Source organism: Micromonospora saelicesensis, assembly GCF_900091575.1.
GTDB classification, from domain to species: domain Bacteria; phylum Actinomycetota; class Actinomycetes; order Mycobacteriales; family Micromonosporaceae; genus Micromonospora; species Micromonospora saelicesensis.
In genome coordinates, this window is sequence record NZ_FMCR01000001.1 from 1,105,730 (window position 1) to 1,124,556 (window position 18,827).

The window sequence follows — 18,827 nt, forward strand, 5'->3', positions numbered from 1 at the left end:
GGCTTCACGGCGGCGTTCGCGCATGCCCTGCCGATACCGAGCAGGTCGCGTAACGTCCGGCTCATGCCGACCATGCCGAAGTCGATCTTCTGGTCCCGGACTGACACCGCCGGCAGCGAGCAGGTCCTGCTCGACGACGGCCACGGGTTGGCGGCCCGGGGCACTCTGCTCGCCGTGGACCCGATCCCGTGGACCGCCCGCTACCAGCTGACCACCACCCCGGACTGGGCCACCACCCGGGTCGAGGTCGAGGCCGAGGGTCCCGGCTGGCTGCGCCGGGTGACCCTGGAGCGGGCCGCCGGCCGCTGGCGGGTGACCACCGCCGAGCAGGGCAACCTGGACGCGGCCCTGGTCGCGGCCGGTCATCGCCGGGCCGGTCTGCCGGGTACGGACGACCCGGACCGGCTGGCCGACGCGCTCGACGTCGACCTGAGCGGTTCGCCGCTGTTCAACACCCTGCCGGTCCACCGGCTTCGGATGGCGGCCGAGCCGGCCGACGTGGCACACCGGATCACCGTTGCCTGGGTGCTGCTGCCCGGTCTGGAGGTGGTGCCGGCCGAGCAGATCTACACCGGGCTCGGGCCGGGTCGGGTGCGCTTCGCCAGCGGCACCTTCACGGCCGACATCGATCTGGACGACAGCGGCTACGTGGTGCGTTACCCCGGGCTGGCCGAACGGATCGACCCGCGCTGATCATCACCCCGGCGGGGCCAGGGCCGGCCGGGGTGTCAGGCGGACCAGGCCCCGCTGACGACCTCAAGCGGGGCAGGCTGCGGTGACCGCTTCGAGCGGACCAGTCCCGCTGACCGGTTCAGGCGGGCCAGGCTCCGCTGGCCAGGAAGCGGTCGATGGTGGCCAGGTGCGGGGTCAGGTCGAGGCCCTGGGCGGCCACCCAGTCGTCGGCGTAGTACGTGTCGGCGTACCGGTCGCCCGGGTCGCAGATCAGGGTGACCACCGAGCCGGTCCGACCCTCGGCGAGCATCGCGGCGATCAGGCTGAACGCGCCCCACAGGTTGGTGCCGGTGGACCCGCCCACCCGGCGGCCGAGCAGCGCCGATCCGGCGCGCATGGCGGCCAGGGAGGCCGCGTCCGGCACCTGGACCATCCGGTCCACCACCGAGGGCAGGAACGACGCCTCCACTGTGGGCCGGCCGATCCCCTCGATGCGGGAGCCCTTCCCGGTGCGTACCGACCAGTCGGCGGCCAGCCAGGCCGGGTAGAACGCCGAGTTCTCCGGGTCGACGACGCAGAGCTTGGTGGCGAGCCGGCGGTACCGGGCGTAGCGGCCGATGGTCGCGCTGGTGCCCCCGGTGCCGGCGCCCACCACGACCCAGGCGGGAATCGGGTGCCGCTCCAGCTCCAGCTGCGCGTAGATCGACTCGGCGATGTTGTTGTTGCCCCGCCAGTCGGTCGCCCGCTCGGCGTAGGTGAACTGGTCCATGAAGTGCCCGCCGGAGTCCTCGGCGAGCCAGCGGGCCTCGACCACCACGCTCGCCGGGTCGTCCACCAGGTGGCACCGGCCGCCCTGGAACTCGATCTGCGTGATCTTCTCGGGCGAGGTGGAGGCGGGCATCACCGCGATGAACGGCAGGCCCAGCATCCGGGCGAAGTACGCCTCGGAGACCGCCGTGGAACCCGACGACGCCTCGACGATCGTGGTGCGCGGCCCGATCCAGCCGTTGCAGAGCCCGTAGAGGAACAGTGAGCGGGCCAGCCGGTGCTTCAGCGAGCCGGTGGGGTGTGACGACTCGTCCTTGAGGTAGAGGTCGATCCCCCATTCCCGGGGCAGCGGGAACGGCAGCAGGTGGGTGTCGGCGGACCGGTTCGCGTCTGCCTCGACGGCGGCGATCGCCTCGGTCACCCAGGTTCGGCTGGATTCGTCGCACCGGTCGAGATGAGTCACGTTCGGAAACCTAGCAAGCGGGCCAGCGGTGGTCAGCGCGGGTCCGGCGGCGCTGACCTGCGGCGTTGGCGGCGCTGACCGGCGCGGCCTGCGGCTCGGACGAGCGGGGTGAGTGCGACGGCCAACCTGGGCAGGGCGTCCAACAGGCGCACCTGCGCCCCCCGCCAGCGGGGCAGGCTGACCACCGGACGTGGCCGGCGGGCCAGCCGGACCGCCCGGGCCGCCACCTGCTGCGCGGTCAGCATCGATCCGGTGAACGAGGCCACCGCCCCCGGGTCGTCCAGCCGGTCGTGCAGCATCGGGGTCCAGATGCCGTCCGGGCAGAGGCAGGAGACGTGCACCCGCCGGTACCCGGCCATCCGCAGGTCGGACAGGGTGCCGAGGCTGAACGCCAGCAGGGCGTGCTTGCTGGCCGCGTACACCGTCTCGCCGGGCGCGGCGACCAGCCCGGCCAACGAGACGACGTTGAGCACGTGGCCGTGGCCCTGCCCGCGCATCACGGTCAGCGCGGCGAGGGTGCCGTTCATGGCGCCGTGGGTGTTCACGTCGAGCATCCGACGGCGGGTCGCCTCGTCGTGCTCCCACGACGCACCGGTGACCAGGATGCCGGCGTTGTTGACCCAGAGGGCGAGGTCACCCCGGCCTGCCGCGTTCGCGGCGATGGCGGCGCAGGCGTCCTCGTCCCGGACGTCCAGGGCGGCCGACCAGCCGCCGAGCGGCGCTGCGGCACTCTGCACCGCCACCGGGTCAAGGTCGGTGAGCAGCACCGACCAACCGTCGGTGTGCAGCGCGGTGGCGATGGCGCGGCCCAGGCCGCCGGCCGCGCCGGTCACCACTGCCACGGGACGCGCCGGCTGGGTCATCGGCGCACGCTACCGCCGGCCGCCGGTGCGACACCAGGGGTACGCGGCGGTCAGGCCGCGGGCGGGCCGACCGGCTGGGGGCGGTTCTCCCACTTGGTGGAGAGCGCGATGGCGGTACGGGTGGAGGCCACCCCCGGCGTCCGGTTCAACCGCACGATCAACTGCTCCAGCTCGGCGATCGTGCCGACCCGCGCCTTGAGCAGGAACGACTCCACGCCTGCCATGAAGTAGCAGGACTCGATCTCGGGCAGCACCCGCAGCGACTCGAGCATGTCGTCGCTGTCGGCACCGGAGTCCTCGACGATGCCGATCAACGCGGTGACACCCAGCCCGATCGACTCCGGGGCCACGTCCGCGCGGTAGCCCCGGACCACGCCGCTGCTCTCCAGCTTGCCGACCCGCTCGTGCACGGCCGGGGCCGAGAGGCCCACCTGTCGGGCCAGCTCGGCGTACGAGAGGCGGGCGTTGCCGCGCAGCAGGTCGACGAGGCTCAGGTCGATGGCATCCACAGAGAGTGACCTTAACCGTTGACACGTAACGTGCGGCCTTCGGCACCCGTTGGACTGAGCGGTGAGTCACTGTTCATAAACCGCCGGTCAGGGCAGAGGTAGCACCAGTAACATTACTAACTCCCCACTCAGTGCATTTTTCGCGTTTGGGCGGACAGGCCATGTCCCTGGTGCTGTAATTGCCATACGTCCCTCATGACGGCTCTGGGCTACGCACCAGCCGGGGGCAGTGTGTTCAGCCGGGGGCTTCGTCGACGCGAGGAGGGGGCTGTGGACACTGGAGATCGCCTGCTGACACCGGGTGAGGTCGCCGCGCTGTTTCGGGTAGACCCGAAAACTGTGACGAGATGGGCGGCGGCCGGCCGGATAGGAAGCATCCGGACTCCAGGCGGGCATCGCCGGTTTCGGGAATCCGAGGTGCGAGCCCTGCTTGAGGGGGAGGGCATGCTGGACGAGGTGGATGAGGTCGGTAAACCACGCAATGTGGGGCCGGCGGCATCCACGGGGCCGGGTCCGGCCAACGCCGGCATGTACTGAACTGGTGCGGACAACGCCACGCGGACCGGACACCAGTCCGGTCCGCGTCCCGCTTCGGCCAACCGCCGGGCGGCAGCACCGCTCGTTCTGAGCAGCACAACGGTGCCCAACGCGAGCGGACGACCCAGCACGAGCCGGACGGCTCAGCTTCGGGCCGCGCCGAGCTGGCCGGACCACCGCCGGAACAGGGTGTGCGGGACACCGAGCGCGTCCAGCACCTTGCCGGCCACGAAGTCGACCAGCTGCTGCGCGCTGGCCGCCGCGCCGGCGCCGTAGAAGCCAGGGCTGGCGGGAAGCACCACCGCGCCCGCGTCGTGCAGGGCGATGAGGTGCTCCAGGTGGCTGCGGGTCACCGGTGTCTCCCGGGGCACCAGCACCACGGGACGGCGTTCCTTGAGGTTGACCTCGGCGGCGCGCTGCAACAGGTCCTTGGAGAGCCCGATCGCGATGCCCGCGCAGGCGGCCGTGCTGGCCGGGACCACCGCCATCCCGCGTACCCGGTAGGAGCCGCTGCTCGGACCGGCAGCCAGGTCGCCGGCCGGCCAGTGCCGCACATCCGCAGTGGTCAGGTCCCGGTCCAGCCAGGCGGCGAGGTCCTCGGCCCAGTGCCCGTCACGGAAGGGTCGGCCGGTCTCGTCCAGCACTGTGAGTCGTGCCGCCCGGGACACGATCAGGTCCACCGGCTCGCCCGCGTCGAGCAGTCCGCCGATGACGGCCGCCGCGTACGGCGTACCGGAGGCACCGGAGACCCCGACCACCCATGGTTCCCGCATGCCCCCAGCCTGCCTGGTCCGGCTGGTCCGCTGGTGGGCACCCCCGGGGTTGGGTCCGGTCCGACATGTCGGACGGGGCACCTGCGGATCCCACCGACCTGACATGCTGCCGCTGGCGATTCGCACCGGAACCATCTCGAGGAGGAGGCATCGGTGACGACCGGCGAGATCCTCCGGGCGCTGCGTGCCGAGTGTCCGATCCCGCCCCGGCTTCCACCACCACACGCCGATCGTGTGCAGGGCTGGCTGCTCGGTGTGCTGCCCGGGCTCGGCCTTCCACTGGACGACACCGCGCTGCACCGGCTGTCCCGGGGCGCCTTCGCCCGGTACGCCGCGCGGCTCTACCCGGCGGCGACCGAAGCCGACCTGCGGGTGCTGGCCGCGCTGTTCACCTGGTTCTTCCTGGTCGACGACGCCTGCGACGGGCCGAGTCGGTTGACGCCGGAGCAGATCCGGGCACTGCGCAACGGCACCGTGGCGCTGCTGCACGACGGCACCCGGCTGCGGCAGGCCGGGCTGACCGGCCCGCTGCGGCGACTGCTGGTGCTGGCCTGGCGGGAGCCGCGCCGCCGGATGCCGGCCCGGTGGCGGCAGCGCTTCGCCGACGCGGTGGCCCGACACCTCGACGGCACCTGGCAGGAGGCCGTCAACAAGGAGGCCGGTCGTCGTCCCAGCGTGGACGAGTACGTCGAGCTACGTCGGTCGACCTCGGCGGCGGAGGTGTCGTACCCGCTTGTGGAGTTCGTCAGCGGCCGGCCATTGCCCGACCCGGTCTACCACCACCCGCTGCTGCGTCAGATCGCCCGCACCGGCAACGACCTGCTCTCCTGGTACAACGACCTGGCCTCGCTGGAACGGGACCGGGTGACCGCCGGCGGGCACAACCTGGTCCTCGCCATCGAGGCCGAACTGGGCGTGCCGGAGGCGGAGGCGGTCGAACGGGCGGCCGAGCACTGGCGGGAGGCGATGCGGCGCTTCACCGCGTTGCGAGCGGCGGTGCCGTCGTTCGGCCCGGCGTTGGACGAGGCGGTCGCCGACCATCTCGACGGGATCGCGAACGCCGTACGCGGGACCATCGACTGGACCTTCGAGAGCGCCCGCTACCCGGTCAGCACCACCCCGCCAGCCTCAGGGCCGTAGGCCGAGCCGGACCACCCAGCCTCAGGGCCGTAGGCCGAGCCGGACCACCAGGTCGAGCAGGGCGAAGAGGAACAGCGCGATGCCGACGAACCCGTTTGCGGTGAAGAAGGCTCGGTTGACCTTGCTGAGGTCGGTCGGGGTGACCACCAGGTGCTGGTAGGCGAACGCCACAGCGGTCAGCGCCAGCCCGATCCACCAGAGCCAGCCGAGACCGATCAGCGCACCGAACCAGATGAACAGGCCGAAGGTCACCACGTGCGCGACGGTGGAGGCGTGCAGCGCGAAGCGCCGACCGTACCGGGCGGGCACGCTGTGCACGCCGATCTCCCGGTCGATCTCGGAGTCCTGGCAGGCGTAGATCAGGTCGAAGCCGCCGATCCACAGCCCCACTGCCGCGCCGAGCAGCCAGGCCGGCCCGGAGCCGTCCAGGGTGCCGGTGACCGCCAGCCAGGCGCCGACCGGGCCGACCGCCTGGGCGATCCCGAGGATGGCGTGCGGCCAGTTGGTGAACCGCTTGGCGTAGGGGTAGACGACCAGCGGCACCACGGCGAGTGGCGCGAGCACCAGGCAGAGCGGGTTGAGCAGGGCGGCGGCGACGAGGAAGACCACAAGTGCGACGGCCGCGCCGGTCCAGGCCGTCCGCACGCTCACCGCTCCGGTGACCAGTTCCCGGCCGGCGGTACGCGGGTTCCGCGCGTCGATCTTGCGGTCGAGGATCCGGTTGGCGGCCATCGCGAACGTCCGCGCCCCGACCATCGCCACGGTGATCAGCAGCAGGTCGAGCCACCGTACCCGCCCGCCGGAACCCTGCATCGCGGCCAGCGCGGAGAGGAACGCGAACGGTAGCGCGAAGACGGAGTGCTCGACGGCGACGAGCTTCAGGAAGGACTTTGTCCGGCCCGGCTTCGCCGTCGGTGCGTCGATGACGGCCATCAGATTCCGTACTCCTTCCAGCGCTTGTCGACCAGGGCGCTGACTTCCGGGCTCATGCTCATTTCCTCCGGCCAACCGCGGGTGTAGCCCTCGGTGGGCAGCTTGCGGGTCGCGTCGACGCCAGCCTTACCGCCCCAGAACTGCTGGTACGACGAGTGGTCGAGGTGGTCCACCGGCCCCTCGGTGAGCAGCAGGTCGCGGGCGTAGTCGACGTTGCCGAAGGCCCGAAAGGCGACCTCGTTGTAGTCGTGCACGTCGCAGTCCTCGTCGACGATCACGATCAGCTTGGTCAGTGACATCAGGTGCGCGCCCCAGATCGCGTTCATCACCTTCTGCGCGTGCTTCGGGTAGCGCTTGCGGATCGAGACGATCGCGCAGTTGTGGAAGACGCCGGCGGCCGGCAGGTCGTAGTCGACGATGTCCGGGATCATCAGCTTGAGCAGCGGCTGGAAGATCCGCTCGGTGGCCTTGCCGAGGCCGTGGTCCTCCTGCGGCGGCTTCGAGGTGACGATCGAGTGGTAGACCGGCTTGCGCTGCATGGTCATCGCCTCGATGTGCAGCACGGGGAACGGCTCGACCGGCGTGTAGAAGCCGGTGTGGTCGCCGAACGGACCCTCGGGCAGCCGCTCACCCGGCTCCAGGTAGCCCTCCAGCACGATCTGCGCGTTCGCCGGCACCTGCAACGGCACGGTGAGGCAGTCGACCATCTCCACCCGCTCGCCGCGCAGGAACCCGGCGAACAGGTACTCGTCGATGTCGCTGGGGAGCGGCGCGCTGGCCGCGTACGAGACGACCGGGTCGCAGCCGATCGCGACAGCGACCGGCAGGCGCTGCCCGAGCCGCTCGGCGACCGCGTGGTGCGCCGTCGAATCCTTGTGGATCTGCCAGTGCATGCCCAGGGTGTTGCGGCCGTGCTGCTGGAGTCGGTACAGGCCGAGGTTGCGCTTGCCGGTCTCCGGGTGCTTGGTGTGGGTCAGCCCGTAGTTGTGGAAGATCCCGCCGTCGTCGGGCCAGACCTGCAACCCCGGCAGCCGGTTGAGGTCGACGTCCTCACCCCGGTAGACGACCTCCTGGCAGGGCGCGGTCTTCACCTTGCGCGGCGGCAGCGACTTGAGCTGCATGACCTTGCCGAGGCCCTCTCGGATGCCCGACCAGCCGACCGGCAGCTCCGGCTTGATCATCGCGCCGATCCGGGCACCGACCTCGTCCAGCGAGTCGACGCCGAGGGCCATCGCCATCCGCTTCTCGGTGCCGAACAGGTTGATCGCCACCGGCATCTCGCCCCGGGTCGGACGCTCGAAGAGCAGCGCCGGGCCGCCGGCCCGCACCGTGCGGGTGACCACCTCGCTGATCTCCAGGGTCGGATCGACCGGGACGTCGATCCGGCGCAACTCCCCCGCGCGCTCCAGCGCCGCGATGAAGTCCTTGAGATCGGTGTACGGGAAGCCACGAGCCGCCATGTCGCCCAGTCTCCCGCACCGGCTCCCCCACGACCCAAGCCGGGTGCTGTGACGCTCGCGATCGCCTCGTGTCAGCGGTGGGCGGCGGGCCGTGGGCGGCGGGTCTGGATCGACTCGGCTGTCAGGAAACCGCGGTGTCCCAGGCCGCCGGACACCGCGACTTCAAGGAAGGCGAGTGGATCAACCGGCAGGACCCGAACCTCGCGGGCATGGCGGGCGGTTGAGCGGGTAGCCGGGCAGGCGGGACGGCGGACGGAGGCGGCGATGGGCGCGGAACGAGTTCCGGCGGGGTTCACCGAGCAACGGGCTCGGGTCGGCCAGATCACCATGAACTACGTCCGTGGGGGTGCCGGCCCGCCACTGGTGCTGCTGCACGGGTATCCGCAGTGCTGGTACATGTGGCGGCACCTGCTGCCCGAGTTGGGGCGCTCCTTCGACGTGGTCGCGCCCGACCTGCGCGGCTTCGGGGGCAGCGACGCCCCGGACGGCGGGTACGACAAGAAGACGGTCGCCGCCGACCTGCACGGACTACTCGATCAGCTCGGCCTGGCCGGTGACCTTCGGCTGGTCGGGCACGACCTGGGGACCATGGTGGCGTACGCGTACGCCGCCGCCCATCCGCAACGGGTGAGTCGGCTGGTGCTCAGCGAGGCGCCGATCCCCGACGAGAGCATCTACACGTTCCCCGCGCTGACCTCGGCCGGGCCCGGGGTGTGGAACTTCGGCTACTTCTCCCTCGGCAACGGGCTTCCCGAGGCGCTGGTCAACGGGCGGGAGTCGCTCTGGGTGGACAAGTTCACCGACGCGCTGATGGTGCGCAAGGGCAGCATCGCCGCGCCCGACATCGAGGAGTTCGCCAGCCACCTGCGCGACCCGGCGCACCTGCGGGCCAGCTTCGCCTACTTCCGGGCGTTCGAGCAGGACATCGCTGACAACGCGGCGTACCGGGGCACGAAGCTGACCATGCCGGTGCTGGCCGTCGGGGCGGCGGCCAGCCTCGGTGGGCAGGTCGCCGAGCAGGTCCGCCGGTACGCCGACACGGTCCGCGGCGAGGTGATCGAGGACTGCGGGCACTGGCTGTACGAGGAGCGCCCCGACGAGATGCTCGCCCTGCTGCGGGACTTCCTTCAGGCGGCCTGAGCAGGGGCCCGCAGGTGTCCTCAGTCAGGCGGCGGGAGTCCAGGCGTGGGCGGCCAGTGGCGGGTCGAGCGGTGCCCGGGTGAGCCGGTTGGCGAAGGTGGACATGGTGTACGCGCCGACGCCGAGCACCACATCCAGCGCGTGCCGGGGCTGGTAGCCGGCGGCCAGGAAGTCGTCCAGCTCGTCGTCCGGCACTGCACCCCGGTGGTCGAGCACGGCCAGCGTGAAGCGGCGCAGCGCCTCCAGGCGCGAGTCGGGCAGCACCGAGCCGGCACGCAGGGCGGTGATCAGCTCGGGGGTCGCGCCGAGTCCGGTGAGCTTGCCGGTGTGCAGGGCAACGCAGAAATGGCACTCGTGACTGGTGGAGACCGTCAGGATGACCACCTCCCGGTCCAGCGGGGCGAGGTCGGTCTGCTCGAAGCCCGTGCTGGCGGTGAGGAAGCCGGTGAGCAACTGCGGCGAATCGGCCATCAGCGCCACCGGAGTGGGCAGCCAGCCGAACCGGCCGCGTACTCCCTCGATGGACCGACGGGCGGCGGCCGGTGCGGTCTCAGCGGTGTGGGCGGTGAAGACGGACATGGTTACCTGCTTTCCAGAACTCGGATCGGGGAACGTAAGATAGTCAACGTGGTTGACGAAATAGTAAACGTGGTTGTCGAACATGGCAACCGCTGATCCCGCGCGCCCCGGCTTCGCGCTACCGCTGCTGCTCCTGGCCGGCTTCCGGACGCTGATCGACGACCTGCACACCGAGCTGGCCCGGGAGGGGCATCCGGAGCTGCGACCGCTGCACGGGTTCGTGCTCCAGGCGGTTGGGGCGGACGGCACCACCGCCACCGAGCTGGGCCAGCGGCTGGGCATCTCCAAGCAGGCCGCGGGCAAGACCGTCGACCGGCTGGTGGCCGTCGGCTACCTGGAGCGGGTCGACGACCCCTCCGACGCCCGACGGCGGCTGATCCGGGTGACCCCGCGCGGCGCCGACGGGCTACGCCGCTCGGCCGAGATCTTCGACCGGCTGCGGGCACAGTGGGCCGACACCCTCGGCCCGGAACGGGTCACCGCCCTGGAGGACGACCTGCGCGCGATGGCCTCGGCCAACTGGTTCCGGCTCGACGTGCCCGGCTGGTTCGGCGGCTGATCGCGGGAGCGGGCGGCGAGCGAGACCTCCGGGCCGTCCTGCTGGGTGGCCCGGGTCGGGTGCGGGGACGCCTGCGGCTGCGCGGCTGAGCGGACGGTCAGTGGGTGCGCGCCTAGCCGAATGGCGGGACGTCGGCGCAGAGTGGATCCATGTCGGACGCCTACGTCGTCGGTGACCCGGACGGGCTGTCTCCCCTGCTGGTCGCGCTCCGCGACGCCGTCGCCCGGGAGTTGCACGCCCAACTGGCGCTGCGCGGCGAGCGGATCGAGCTGGCCGATCTGCCCGAGGTGTCTTACCAGGTCACTCTGCGCGTGGACGAGACCCTGCGCAGCATCCTCAGCCGCCGACATCCCCCCGTGCGGCCCGGACGCCCTCAGTCGCCCGAATAGAGCCGCGACGGATCGACGAGGACGACATCGGGACGCTGACGGGCCTCGTGCCGAAGTTCGTCGGTGAACCCCGCCGCGCTCGCAAGCAGCAATCGGGCGTTCCGCACGTCCAGGCCGGGACGTGCGGCGAGTAGGCCACGTGCCCGGCCCAGTCGATCCAACTCGGGCCGACCCAGCGTGCGACCCCACTTGACCTCTCCGATGGCGAGCAGCGGCCGAGGGCCGTCGCCGAACGGCGGCTCGCCGAACGCCACCAGGTCGAGTTCCAGGCTGGTACGGGTGGAGGGATCGCTGAGGACGGCCGCGCTGGCCTCCGCGACGACACCGCCGAACGTCTCCGGCGTGGCGAAGCGCAGGGCCCACTGCCGGACGATCTCCTCGAACGCTGGTCCCAGGACCGCGCTTGAGTAACGGCGATTGGAACGCCTCCAGACGTCCGCGCCACGCCGCTGCTCCAAGGCCGTCCAGGAGGGTCGCATGACCGCCTGATAGAACGTGATCAGGGGTTCGGCGATGCGGTAACGGCTACGCCCGCTACGGAGGGGGTCGGGCTCGCGAATGAGGAGACCCGCGTCCTCAAGGACGGTGAGCGGGTGCTGGAGGTCGGTGGCCTTCCGTCCGATGTACCCGGCGATCCCCCCTCGGGTGCCGTTGCCTTCCGCGACCGCGGACAGCACGGAATGGTAGAGCGCGGTGTCCCTCAGGTCGGGATCCTCGGCGAGCAGATAGCGAGCCTCACGGAACAACGGGCGCGCCGGATTCAGCACGGCGCGCACGACCCAGTCGTCGAAATCATCCGGCCCGTCGGGCACATCGTCCTGGACGTATTCCCGTCGATAGGCTGGCGTGCCCCCGACGATGGCGAACACGCGAGCAGCGAGCGCCGGATCTTCGATCCCCCAGAACGTCGCGGCGGCCCGATAGTCCAACGGTGGCACGGGCAGTTCGAGCCCTGCCCGCCCGCGTAGCGGGGCCGAACCGGCAAGCAGACCACCCATGAACGACAGTGCCGAGCCGCACAGCAGCAGGCGCGTACGAGACTCGGTGCGCTCGACCCGGCCCGGCGTGAGGGCGTGCTGAATGATCGACGGGAGATCCCGACTGGATCGGGCAAGGTAGGGGAACTCGTCGATCACCACGGTGACCGGGCGACGCTGGCCCAGCGCGAGCAGCGCGTCCACCGCACCCGACCAGTCTTCCAGGCGAAGCGGCCCAGGCGCGTCGGTGTGCCGGCCGAGAGCCTCCCCGAGTCGACGCAGCGACTCTGCCGGGGTCGCCTCGGTCGCCCCGAAGTAGAAACCGTCGGTGGCGCGGGCCAACTCGTACAACAACAGAGTCTTGCCCTGCCGGCGTCGGCCGCTGACCACGCCCAGCGTCGCACCGGGCCGCTCGTCCGTGGCGAACCGGACCAGCTCCGCCCATTCGACGTCACGGTCGAAGATTTCCGCTGGTTTGGAGAGCTTCACTGCCACATCCCCACAAGATGTAGAACTACGCTTCTAAGAAGTGTAGTTCTACATTCTGCCAACAGTGGTTCAGTCCAGCCCACCGTACGAGTGCAGGCCGGTGAAGAAGATGTTCACGCCGAACAGGTTCATCAGCATGGTGAGGAAGCCGAGCACCGCGATCCAGGTGGCCACGTTGCGCTTCACGCTGGGCGTCGCCCGGGCGTGCAGGTAGCCGGCGTACACCACCCAGGAGATGAACGCCCAGGTCTCCTTCGGGTCCCAGCCCCAGGGCCGACCCCAGGCCGCCTCGGCCCAGATGGCTCCGGCGATCACCGCGAAGGTGAAGATCGGGAACGCGAAGGCGTGCAGAGCGAAGGTCAGCCGCTCCAGGCCGACCGCGCCGGGCAGCCGCTTGGCCAGGGTGTACGGGAAGCTCCGCTTGCCCTGCTCGTACCCGCTGCGCATCAGGAAGCCGACCGCCGGCACCACGCCGAGCAGGAAGATGCCGGACGCGAAGACGATCGTCGAGACGTGGATGATGAACCAGTACGAGTTCAGCGCCGGGACCAGCGGCACGATCGGCACGTACAGCACCAGCTCGGCGGTGGCGACCAGCAGCACCATCACCAGGGTGAGGAACAGCCCGAGCTTGCGCAGCGACGGGCGCTTCCAGAGCACCACCAGCCAGGCGGCCACCCCGATGAACGTCACCGTGAGCACGAACTCGTACATGTTGCCCCAGGGCATCCGGTCCGCGGCGAGCCCACGGGTGACCAGCGCCGCCAGGTGCAGCACGGCGGCGACCGCGGTCGCCCCCACCCCGAAGAGGCCCGCCAGCCGGGCCCGCCCTGCGGAACGGTCGACAGTTGGCGGCGACGGGACCTTCGCGGGCGGCATCGGGACGACACCGCCGCCGGCACCGACCAACTCGCGCACCGGAGCCGCCGTGGCGACCCGGGTACGCACGTTGCCCAGCGCGTACTCGACTGCGTGGCCGATCATCGCGACCAGGTACGCCAGGATCGCGAAGGTCACCAGATTGTCGGAGAGTGCGGACATCACTCGGCTCCTTCTCGCACGCCGGCCCGCTCAGCGGAGTCAGCGCCATCACCAGTCCGTTCGGCACCGCTGACGGCGGCGACCAGCTGGGTGAACTCGTCGGCGAACCCTGGATAGTCGGTACGCGGCAACCCACCGACCTCCATCAAGCTACTACCGCTCGTCGGAGATCCTTCCCCGGGGTCGGCCGGCACCACCCGGAAGAACACCCGGCGGCGCTTCCCGAACAGCGAACCCATCAGCCCGACCAGCAGGACGCCGCAGCTGACCAGCAGCATCGTCGAGCCGGGATCGTGCCGGATGGAGAGGGTGACGTACCGCTCGGTGCCCAGGAACTCGACGGTCGTGCCGTCGTCCAGCTTCCAGGTCTCGCCCTTGCGGAGCAGTTTGGTGCCGACCTCCTTGACCTTGCCGGCCCGCACCTGCCGCTGGTCGAGTTGGTAGACCGAGCCGGGGATACCGGCGTCCAGGCCGAGGTTGCCCCGGTAGGCGACCAGGTTCAGCGCCGGGTTGCGCTCGGTCGGGTACTGCGAGCGGACGAACGGCGCCTGCTCGGGCGCCGTGGGCAGGTAGATGCCGGTGAACGCCATCTGCTGATCCGGTGCGCGCTGGCCGGTCGCCGGGTCGACGTTCGCGTCCGGGAAGGCCGCCAGCCCCTCGCTGGTCAGGCCCATGTCGCCGGTGGTCAGGAACGGCTCGTCACTGATCTGGCTGTTGCCGAACCGGTCGGTGTAGCGGATCACCGGGGCGTACCCGTGGCCGAGCAGGTAGACGCTCGCGTCGTTCAGGCGCAGCGGCGAGTTCACCGAGAAGTCGGCGCTGCGGGTCGGCTCGTCCGGGCCGTCGACGGTGACCGTGGCGTTGAAGAACTCCGGCTGGCCGGACGCCAGGAACCGGGCCTCGAAGTCGTCCAGCCGCAGGCAGAAGCGGGGCAGGTCGGCACTGCTCACCTGGGGGCCGAGCTTCGCCTCGGCGTACTGCTGGCGGGTGTTGCAGAACGCGTTGTCCGCGCCGGCCACCAGCAGCCGGTTGCCGCTCCAGCCGTACCAGGAGCCGAGCGCCACCCCGATCAGCACCGCGATCAGCGAGGTGTGGAACAGCAGGTTGCCGGTCTCCTTGAGGTAGCCCTTCTCGGCGGAGACCTCGTCGCCGCGCACCTCGACGCGCCAACGGCGCTTGCGCAGCGCCTCCGCGATCGCCGCCGCCCCACCGGGCGGGGCGGGCAGCACTGTGTGCTGCGGCAGCCGGGCCATCCGCTTCGGCGCGGCCGGGGGCCGGGACCGCAGCGTGCGGACGTGGTCGCGCAGCCGGGGCGTGATGCAGCCGATCAGGGAGGTGAACAGCAGCAGGTAGATCGCGGAGAACCAGACCGACCCGAAGACCTCGAACGCGCCGATCCGGTCCAGTCGGGGGGCCCAGTCCGGGTGGTCGACGAAGTACTCGTTGACCTTCTCCGGGCTGATCCCGCGCTGCGGCAGCACCGAGCCGGGGATGGCGGCGATCGCGAGCAGGAAGAGCAGGATCAGCGCCGTACGCATGCTGGTGAGCTGCCGCCACGAGTTGCGCAGCAGGGCCAGCAGCCGGTTCGGCCGGCGGCGTGGCGCGGGCGCCGCGGTCTCCGGTCGGTCGTCGACGACCGTCATCAGATGCTCACCTCGCCCACCCCGACGGTGGTCTGCAGCCAGATCACGAAGCTCTGCCATCCGCCGGTGACCAGGGCCAGACCGATCAGGATGAGCAGGGCGCCGCCGACCCGGGTGACCCAGCGGCTGTTGCGCCGGACGGCGCGGAAGACCCCGAGCAGGCGTTCGAAGCCCAGCCCGAAGACGATGAACGGTATCCCCAACCCGAGGCAGTACGCCACGGCGAGCACCACGGCTCGGTCGCTCTGGCCGCTGGCGGTGGCCATGCCCATCACCGCGCCGAGCGTGGGGCCGGTGCAGGGCACCCAACTGAGCGCGAAGACCGCACCGAAGACCGGTGCGCCGAGCAGCCCGGCCGACGGCAACCGGGAGATCCGGAACTCCCGTTGCAGGGCCGGGATCATCCCCAGGTAGCTCAACCCCGCCACGATGATCAGCACGCCGACGCCGATCTGCAACTCGCGCTTGTAGTCGAAGAACACCCGGCCGATGCTGGCGAAGAGGATCGCCGTGGCCACGAAGACGACTGTGAAACCGCCGATGAAGAGCAGCGTCCCGGCGAGCACCCGACCCTTGACCGCGCCGGCCCGCGCGACCCGCTCCTTGACCGCGACGCCCCCGCTGGCCGGTGCGGGGTCGGCCTCCGGCCGCCGGCCCTCCAGGTCGGCGCCGGCCAGACCGGTCACGTACGACAGGTAACCCGGGACGAGGGGAAGCACACACGGGGAGAGGAAGCTGACCAGGCCGGCGAGCGCCGCCGCGCCGATGGCGAGCAGCAGCGGCCCGCTGAGGGCCAGTTGCTCGAAGGTCTCGCCCATCAGTTCGGGGCCGACTTCTCGGCGGCGATCCGTTCGACGATCGGTTGCAGGCCCTCCTGCTTGACGGCGGCCCGGATCACCGCGGCGATCCGGCCGTCCCGGTCGAGCACCACAGTCGCCGGCACGCTGTTCGGCGGGATGTCCAGCGCGAGTGCCGTCTTGCTGGACGGGTCGAACAGGCTCGGATAGGTGACCCGGCCCTTTTCGAACGCCTTGGCCTTGTCCCGCGAATCCTGGACGTTGATGCCGAGGAAGTTCACCCCGGAACCCTTGGTGGCCTGGTAGACGGCTTCCAGATCGTCCGCCTCGGCGCGGCACGGCGCGCACCAGGAACCCCAGAAGTTGACCACCACGACCTGACCGCGCGCCTCGCTGACGTCGTAGCTGCCGCCGAGCAGCAGCTCACCGGCGACCTTCGGGGGTGCGGAGCGCTGGTCCGGTGCGCACTCGAAGATCCCGTCGGTGGTGGTCGTGCAGGTCTTCTCCTGCGCCTTCGACGACGTGCAGCCGACCAGCGCCACCGCGGCGACGGCGGCGAGCAGACCGGCGGTCCACCTCCGGGCGTTCATCAGGCCCCCTTGGCCGTCCGGGCTGTCGCGGAGAGAGCGATCAGGTGCGCGGCCGGCTCGCTGTAGCCGATGCCCGCCACCTTCGCGCCGTCGAAGTGGAACGAGGTGAGACTCGCCAGCCCGCACTGCCGCTTGCGCGGGTCGTGCCAGAGCCGCTTGCGCTCGACGTAACGGCGCAACGTCCAGATCGGGAGCTGGTGCGACACCAGCACCGCCTCGCGGCCCTCGGCCGCGACCCGGGCGGCGTGCACGGCGGCGAACATCCGCTCGGCGATCACCCGGTACGCCTCACCCCAGGACGGGGTCACCGGGTCGCGCAGCACCCACCAGTTGCGCGGGTCGCGGAACGACCCGTCACCCGGGGAGACCTTCTTGCCCTCGAACCAGTTGGCGCTCTCGATCAGCCGCTCGTCCACCCCGACCGGCAGCCCGAACTGGGCGGCGATCGGCTCGGCGGTCTGCTGGGCGCGCTCCAGCGGGCTGGCCACCACGTGCACGATCTCTCGCTCGGCCAGGCCCTGCGCGGCGGCCTTGGCCATCTGCACACCCAGCTCGGAGAGGCGGAAACCGGGCAGCCGGCCGTAGAGGATCTGGTCGGGGTTGTACACCTCGCCGTGCCGAAGCACGTGGACCACCGTCTTGCTCAAGGTCTTCTACCCCCCGTGACCGGCCGCTGCCGCCGCGTTCGCCGCCGTGGGCAGCGCGTCGGCGATGTGTTCCAGAGCGGCGTCGTCCAGCGCCGCCGACACGAACCACGACTCGAACGCGCTCGGCGGCAGGTAGACGCCGGCGGCGAGCATCGCGTGGAAGAACGCCTTGAACGCCGGCACCTGCTGGGTGCGTGCGCTGTCGTAGTCGACCACGTCGGCGTCGGTGAAGAAGACCGAGAACATGCTGCCCGCGTACGAAAGCCGGTGCGGGACCCCGGCGGCGGCCAACGCGTCGGACGCCAGCTTGCCCACGACGGCGGCCGTCTCGTCGAGGCGCTGGTACAGCGCGTCGTCGGCGAGCCGCAGGGTCGCCAGGCCGGCGGCGCAGGCGAGCGGGTTACCGGAGAGGGTGCCGGCCTGGTAGACCGGGCCGGCCGGCGCGAGCCGCGCCATGATGTCCGCGCGCCCGCCGAACGCCGCGGCGGGCAGGCCGCCACCCATGACCTTGCCGTACGTCCACAGGTCGGCGTCGGAGGCGTCGAGGCCGTGCCACCCGGCGCGGGAGACCCGGAACCCGGTCATCACCTCGTCCACCACCAGCAGGGCGCCGTGTGCGTGCGCGATCCGGGCGAGCTGCTGGTTGAAGCCGTCGCGGGGGGCCACCACGCCCATGTTGCCGGCGGCGGCCTCGGTGATCACCGCGGCGATGTGCTGGCCCTCGGCGGCGAACGCCTCCTCGACGGCCCGGATGTCGTTGTACGGAAGCACTATCGTCTCGCTGGCCGCCGCGCCGGTCACACCGGGCGAGTCGGGCAGGCCCAGGGTGGCCACGCCGGAGCCAGCGGCGGCGAGCAGTGCATCGACGTGGCCGTGGTAGCAGCCGGCGAACTTGACGATCTTCGAGCGGCCGGTGAAGCCGCGGGCCAACCGGATCGCCGACATGGTCGCCTCGGTGCCGGAGTTGACCAGCCGGACCTGCTCCATGGGGGTCCGATCGACCAGCTCGGCGGCCAGCTCCACCTCACCCGGCGTGGGCGTGCCGAAGCTGGTGCCCTTGGCGGCGGCTGCCTGGACGGCCTCCACCACCTCCGGGTGGGCGTGCCCGAGGATCAGCGGACCCCAGGAGCAGACCAGGTCGACGTAGCGGCGACCGTCGGCGTCGTACAGCCACGGGCCCTCACCACGGACCATGAAACGCGGGGTGCCGCCGACCGCCTGGAAGGCGCGCACAGGGGAGTTCACCCCGCCCGGCACGATGGCGCGGGCGCGGTCGAACAGGGCCTCGGAGGCCGGCGCGTCGGCTGGGTAGCGGCCGGATCCGGCGGGAAAGATGTCGGTCACGATGCCGCCATTGTGACAGCGCCGGACGGTCAACCAGCAGCCACCCCGTGGTGGGGTTACCCGGCTCACCTGTGACCCGCGCCGGTCAGCAGCGCCGACACGGGGGCCTCGTGGCCTGGACGGCGACGGCTCGCGGCCTCGACAGGCCAGGTCGGTCGGATCGCGCTAGGCTGACCGGGTGGATCGTGCCGAACTGTCCATCACGCTACACCGGACGGGCGACGAAGCAGTCTTGCGCCTGGCCGGTGAGATCGACATGCTCACGGCGGCCCAGCTCTCCACCGTCGTCAACGAGGTGCTGGCCGACCCACCCCCGCGGATCGTCCTCGACCTCGGCGGCGTCACCTTCTGCGACTCGCAGGGCCTGGGCACCCTGGTCGTGCTCAGCCGCAAGGCCAGCCACGCGCAGAGCCTGCTGATGCTGACGCACGTGGGCGACTTCCTGATCCGCGTGCTGGACATCACCGGCCTGCGCAGCGCCCTGATGATCCGCAACGACCAGCCCACCGGCTGA

General features: G+C 71.1%; 21 protein-coding genes. 7 read left to right on the plus strand and 14 right to left on the minus strand.

The window, feature by feature from the left end; translation table 11 throughout:
* The first annotated feature begins 63 nt into the window (after nt 1–63).
* Nucleotides 64–693 carry a putative glycolipid-binding domain-containing protein gene (locus tag GA0070561_RS05235; RefSeq protein WP_244166065.1) on the plus strand — a complete coding sequence of 210 codons (630 nt, stop codon included), beginning with the start codon at nt 64–66 and terminating at the stop codon, nt 691–693.
* Nucleotides 694–811: 118 nt separating this feature from the next.
* Here GA0070561_RS05235 and cds1 read toward each other — a convergent pair whose 3' ends face one another.
* Genes cds1 through GA0070561_RS05250 form a run of 3 tightly spaced genes read right to left on the minus strand, consistent with a single transcriptional unit; the run spans nt 812 to nt 3,275 of the window.
* Nucleotides 812–1,903, minus strand: a complete 1,092-nt coding sequence (gene cds1 / locus GA0070561_RS05240; RefSeq protein ID WP_091395690.1) for an L-cysteine desulfhydrase Cds1 — start codon at nt 1,901–1,903, stop codon at nt 812–814.
* Between the two features lie 32 nt (nt 1,904–1,935).
* On the minus strand, nt 1,936–2,766 hold the full coding sequence (locus tag GA0070561_RS05245) for an SDR family NAD(P)-dependent oxidoreductase (RefSeq protein WP_091395693.1): 831 nt from the start codon (nt 2,764–2,766) through the stop codon (nt 1,936–1,938).
* Nucleotides 2,767–2,816: 50 nt separating this feature from the next.
* Nucleotides 2,817–3,275 (minus strand): Lrp/AsnC family transcriptional regulator, encoded by a 459-nt coding sequence (locus GA0070561_RS05250; RefSeq protein WP_091395696.1) that lies wholly within the window; start codon nt 3,273–3,275, stop codon nt 2,817–2,819.
* Between the two features lie 270 nt (nt 3,276–3,545).
* On the opposite strand from GA0070561_RS05250, the gene GA0070561_RS05255 reads away from it, so the two are divergent.
* Nucleotides 3,546–3,812 (plus strand): BldC family transcriptional regulator, encoded by a 267-nt coding sequence (locus GA0070561_RS05255; RefSeq protein WP_007454516.1) that lies wholly within the window; start codon nt 3,546–3,548, stop codon nt 3,810–3,812.
* 143 nt (nt 3,813–3,955) lie between these two features.
* Here the strand turns inward: GA0070561_RS05255 and GA0070561_RS05260 are convergent, their stop codons facing one another.
* Complete coding sequence (locus GA0070561_RS05260; RefSeq protein WP_091395700.1) at nt 3,956–4,585, minus strand: UbiX family flavin prenyltransferase; 630 nt, start codon at nt 4,583–4,585, stop codon at nt 3,956–3,958.
* Nucleotides 4,586–4,738: 153 nt separating this feature from the next.
* Here GA0070561_RS05260 and GA0070561_RS05265 point away from each other — a divergent pair, with 153 nt between their 5' ends.
* Nucleotides 4,739–5,725: a terpene synthase family protein gene (locus GA0070561_RS05265; protein ID WP_091395703.1), complete on the plus strand. Its 987-nt coding sequence runs from the start codon at nt 4,739–4,741 to the stop codon at nt 5,723–5,725.
* 21 nt (nt 5,726–5,746) lie between these two features.
* Here GA0070561_RS05265 and mqnP read toward each other — a convergent pair whose 3' ends face one another.
* Nucleotides 5,747–6,658 (minus strand): menaquinone biosynthesis prenyltransferase MqnP, encoded by a 912-nt coding sequence (mqnP, locus tag GA0070561_RS05270; RefSeq protein WP_091395706.1) that lies wholly within the window; start codon nt 6,656–6,658, stop codon nt 5,747–5,749.
* Nucleotides 6,658–8,118, minus strand: a complete 1,461-nt coding sequence (locus GA0070561_RS05275; protein WP_091395709.1) for a menaquinone biosynthesis decarboxylase — start codon at nt 8,116–8,118, stop codon at nt 6,658–6,660. The genes mqnP and GA0070561_RS05275 overlap by 1 nt, the downstream gene beginning before the upstream one ends.
* A gap of 264 nt (nt 8,119–8,382) precedes the next feature.
* Here GA0070561_RS05275 and GA0070561_RS05280 point away from each other — a divergent pair, with 264 nt between their 5' ends.
* On the plus strand, nt 8,383–9,258 hold the full coding sequence (locus GA0070561_RS05280; RefSeq protein WP_091395712.1) for an alpha/beta fold hydrolase: 876 nt from the start codon (nt 8,383–8,385) through the stop codon (nt 9,256–9,258).
* Nucleotides 9,259–9,282: 24 nt separating this feature from the next.
* Here GA0070561_RS05280 and GA0070561_RS05285 read toward each other — a convergent pair whose 3' ends face one another.
* On the minus strand, nt 9,283–9,837 hold the full coding sequence (locus GA0070561_RS05285; RefSeq protein ID WP_091395715.1) for a carboxymuconolactone decarboxylase family protein: 555 nt from the start codon (nt 9,835–9,837) through the stop codon (nt 9,283–9,285).
* A gap of 82 nt (nt 9,838–9,919) precedes the next feature.
* On the opposite strand from GA0070561_RS05285, the gene GA0070561_RS05290 reads away from it, so the two are divergent.
* Both GA0070561_RS05290 and GA0070561_RS05295 read left to right on the plus strand, forming a co-directional pair.
* A complete protein-coding gene (locus GA0070561_RS05290) occupies nt 9,920–10,396 on the plus strand; it encodes a MarR family winged helix-turn-helix transcriptional regulator (RefSeq protein WP_091395717.1) in 477 nt (158 codons plus the stop codon).
* 149 nt (nt 10,397–10,545) lie between these two features.
* On the plus strand, nt 10,546–10,785 hold the full coding sequence (locus GA0070561_RS05295) for a hypothetical protein (protein WP_091395720.1): 240 nt from the start codon (nt 10,546–10,548) through the stop codon (nt 10,783–10,785).
* Here GA0070561_RS05295 and GA0070561_RS05300 read toward each other — a convergent pair.
* The 7 genes from GA0070561_RS05300 to hemL form a co-directional block, all read right to left on the minus strand.
* Complete coding sequence (locus GA0070561_RS05300; RefSeq protein WP_091395723.1) at nt 10,770–12,251, minus strand: AAA family ATPase; 1,482 nt, start codon at nt 12,249–12,251, stop codon at nt 10,770–10,772. The genes GA0070561_RS05295 and GA0070561_RS05300 overlap by 16 nt on opposite strands.
* 69 nt (nt 12,252–12,320) lie before the next feature.
* Nucleotides 12,321–13,292: a c-type cytochrome biogenesis protein CcsB gene (gene ccsB, locus GA0070561_RS05305; RefSeq protein WP_091395726.1), complete on the minus strand. Its 972-nt coding sequence runs from the start codon at nt 13,290–13,292 to the stop codon at nt 12,321–12,323.
* The gene (resB, locus tag GA0070561_RS05310) at nt 13,292–14,935 is read right to left on the minus strand and encodes a cytochrome c biogenesis protein ResB (RefSeq protein ID WP_091395730.1); all 1,644 of its coding nucleotides are present in this window, start codon (nt 14,933–14,935) and stop codon (nt 13,292–13,294) included. The genes ccsB and resB overlap by 1 nt, the downstream gene beginning before the upstream one ends.
* Nucleotides 14,935–15,753 (minus strand): cytochrome c biogenesis CcdA family protein, encoded by an 819-nt coding sequence (locus GA0070561_RS05315; RefSeq protein ID WP_091395733.1) that lies wholly within the window; start codon nt 15,751–15,753, stop codon nt 14,935–14,937. The genes resB and GA0070561_RS05315 overlap by 1 nt, the downstream gene beginning before the upstream one ends.
* A complete protein-coding gene (locus GA0070561_RS05320; RefSeq protein ID WP_091395736.1) occupies nt 15,753–16,322 on the minus strand; it encodes a TlpA family protein disulfide reductase in 570 nt (189 codons plus the stop codon). Before GA0070561_RS05320 ends, GA0070561_RS05315 begins: the two co-directional genes overlap by 1 nt.
* On the minus strand, nt 16,322–16,969 hold the full coding sequence (locus GA0070561_RS05325) for a histidine phosphatase family protein (RefSeq protein WP_091395739.1): 648 nt from the start codon (nt 16,967–16,969) through the stop codon (nt 16,322–16,324). Before GA0070561_RS05325 ends, GA0070561_RS05320 begins: the two co-directional genes overlap by 1 nt.
* A 6-nt stretch (nt 16,970–16,975) precedes the next feature.
* The gene (hemL, locus tag GA0070561_RS05330) at nt 16,976–18,313 is read right to left on the minus strand and encodes a glutamate-1-semialdehyde 2,1-aminomutase (RefSeq protein WP_091395742.1); all 1,338 of its coding nucleotides are present in this window, start codon (nt 18,311–18,313) and stop codon (nt 16,976–16,978) included.
* A gap of 178 nt (nt 18,314–18,491) precedes the next feature.
* Between hemL and GA0070561_RS05335 the strand changes: the two genes are divergently transcribed.
* Nucleotides 18,492–18,827, plus strand: a complete 336-nt coding sequence (locus tag GA0070561_RS05335; protein ID WP_007454492.1) for an STAS domain-containing protein — start codon at nt 18,492–18,494, stop codon at nt 18,825–18,827.

Excerpts from the sequence above, each read along its gene's own strand:
- GA0070561_RS05235 (WP_244166065.1), top strand. The coding sequence starts at position 64 with ATGCCGACCATGCCGAAGTCGATCTTCTGGTCCCGGACTGACACCGCC.
- GA0070561_RS05245 (WP_091395693.1), bottom strand. The coding sequence starts at position 2,766 with ATGACCCAGCCGGCGCGTCCCGTGGCAGTGGTGACCGGCGCGGCCGGC.
- GA0070561_RS05260 (WP_091395700.1), bottom strand. The coding sequence starts at position 4,585 with ATGCGGGAACCATGGGTGGTCGGGGTCTCCGGTGCCTCCGGTACGCCG.
- mqnP (WP_091395706.1), bottom strand. The coding sequence starts at position 6,658 with ATGGCCGTCATCGACGCACCGACGGCGAAGCCGGGCCGGACAAAGTCC.
- GA0070561_RS05275 (WP_091395709.1), bottom strand. The coding sequence starts at position 8,118 with ATGGCGGCTCGTGGCTTCCCGTACACCGATCTCAAGGACTTCATCGCG.
- GA0070561_RS05280 (WP_091395712.1), top strand. The coding sequence starts at position 8,383 with ATGGGCGCGGAACGAGTTCCGGCGGGGTTCACCGAGCAACGGGCTCGG.
- GA0070561_RS05285 (WP_091395715.1), bottom strand. The coding sequence starts at position 9,837 with ATGTCCGTCTTCACCGCCCACACCGCTGAGACCGCACCGGCCGCCGCC.
- GA0070561_RS05290 (WP_091395717.1), top strand. The coding sequence starts at position 9,920 with ATGGCAACCGCTGATCCCGCGCGCCCCGGCTTCGCGCTACCGCTGCTG.
- GA0070561_RS05295 (WP_091395720.1), top strand. The coding sequence starts at position 10,546 with ATGTCGGACGCCTACGTCGTCGGTGACCCGGACGGGCTGTCTCCCCTG.
- ccsB (WP_091395726.1), bottom strand. The coding sequence starts at position 13,292 with ATGTCCGCACTCTCCGACAATCTGGTGACCTTCGCGATCCTGGCGTAC.
- resB (WP_091395730.1), bottom strand. The coding sequence starts at position 14,935 with ATGACGGTCGTCGACGACCGACCGGAGACCGCGGCGCCCGCGCCACGC.
- GA0070561_RS05315 (WP_091395733.1), bottom strand. The coding sequence starts at position 15,753 with ATGGGCGAGACCTTCGAGCAACTGGCCCTCAGCGGGCCGCTGCTGCTC.
- GA0070561_RS05320 (WP_091395736.1), bottom strand. The coding sequence starts at position 16,322 with ATGAACGCCCGGAGGTGGACCGCCGGTCTGCTCGCCGCCGTCGCCGCG.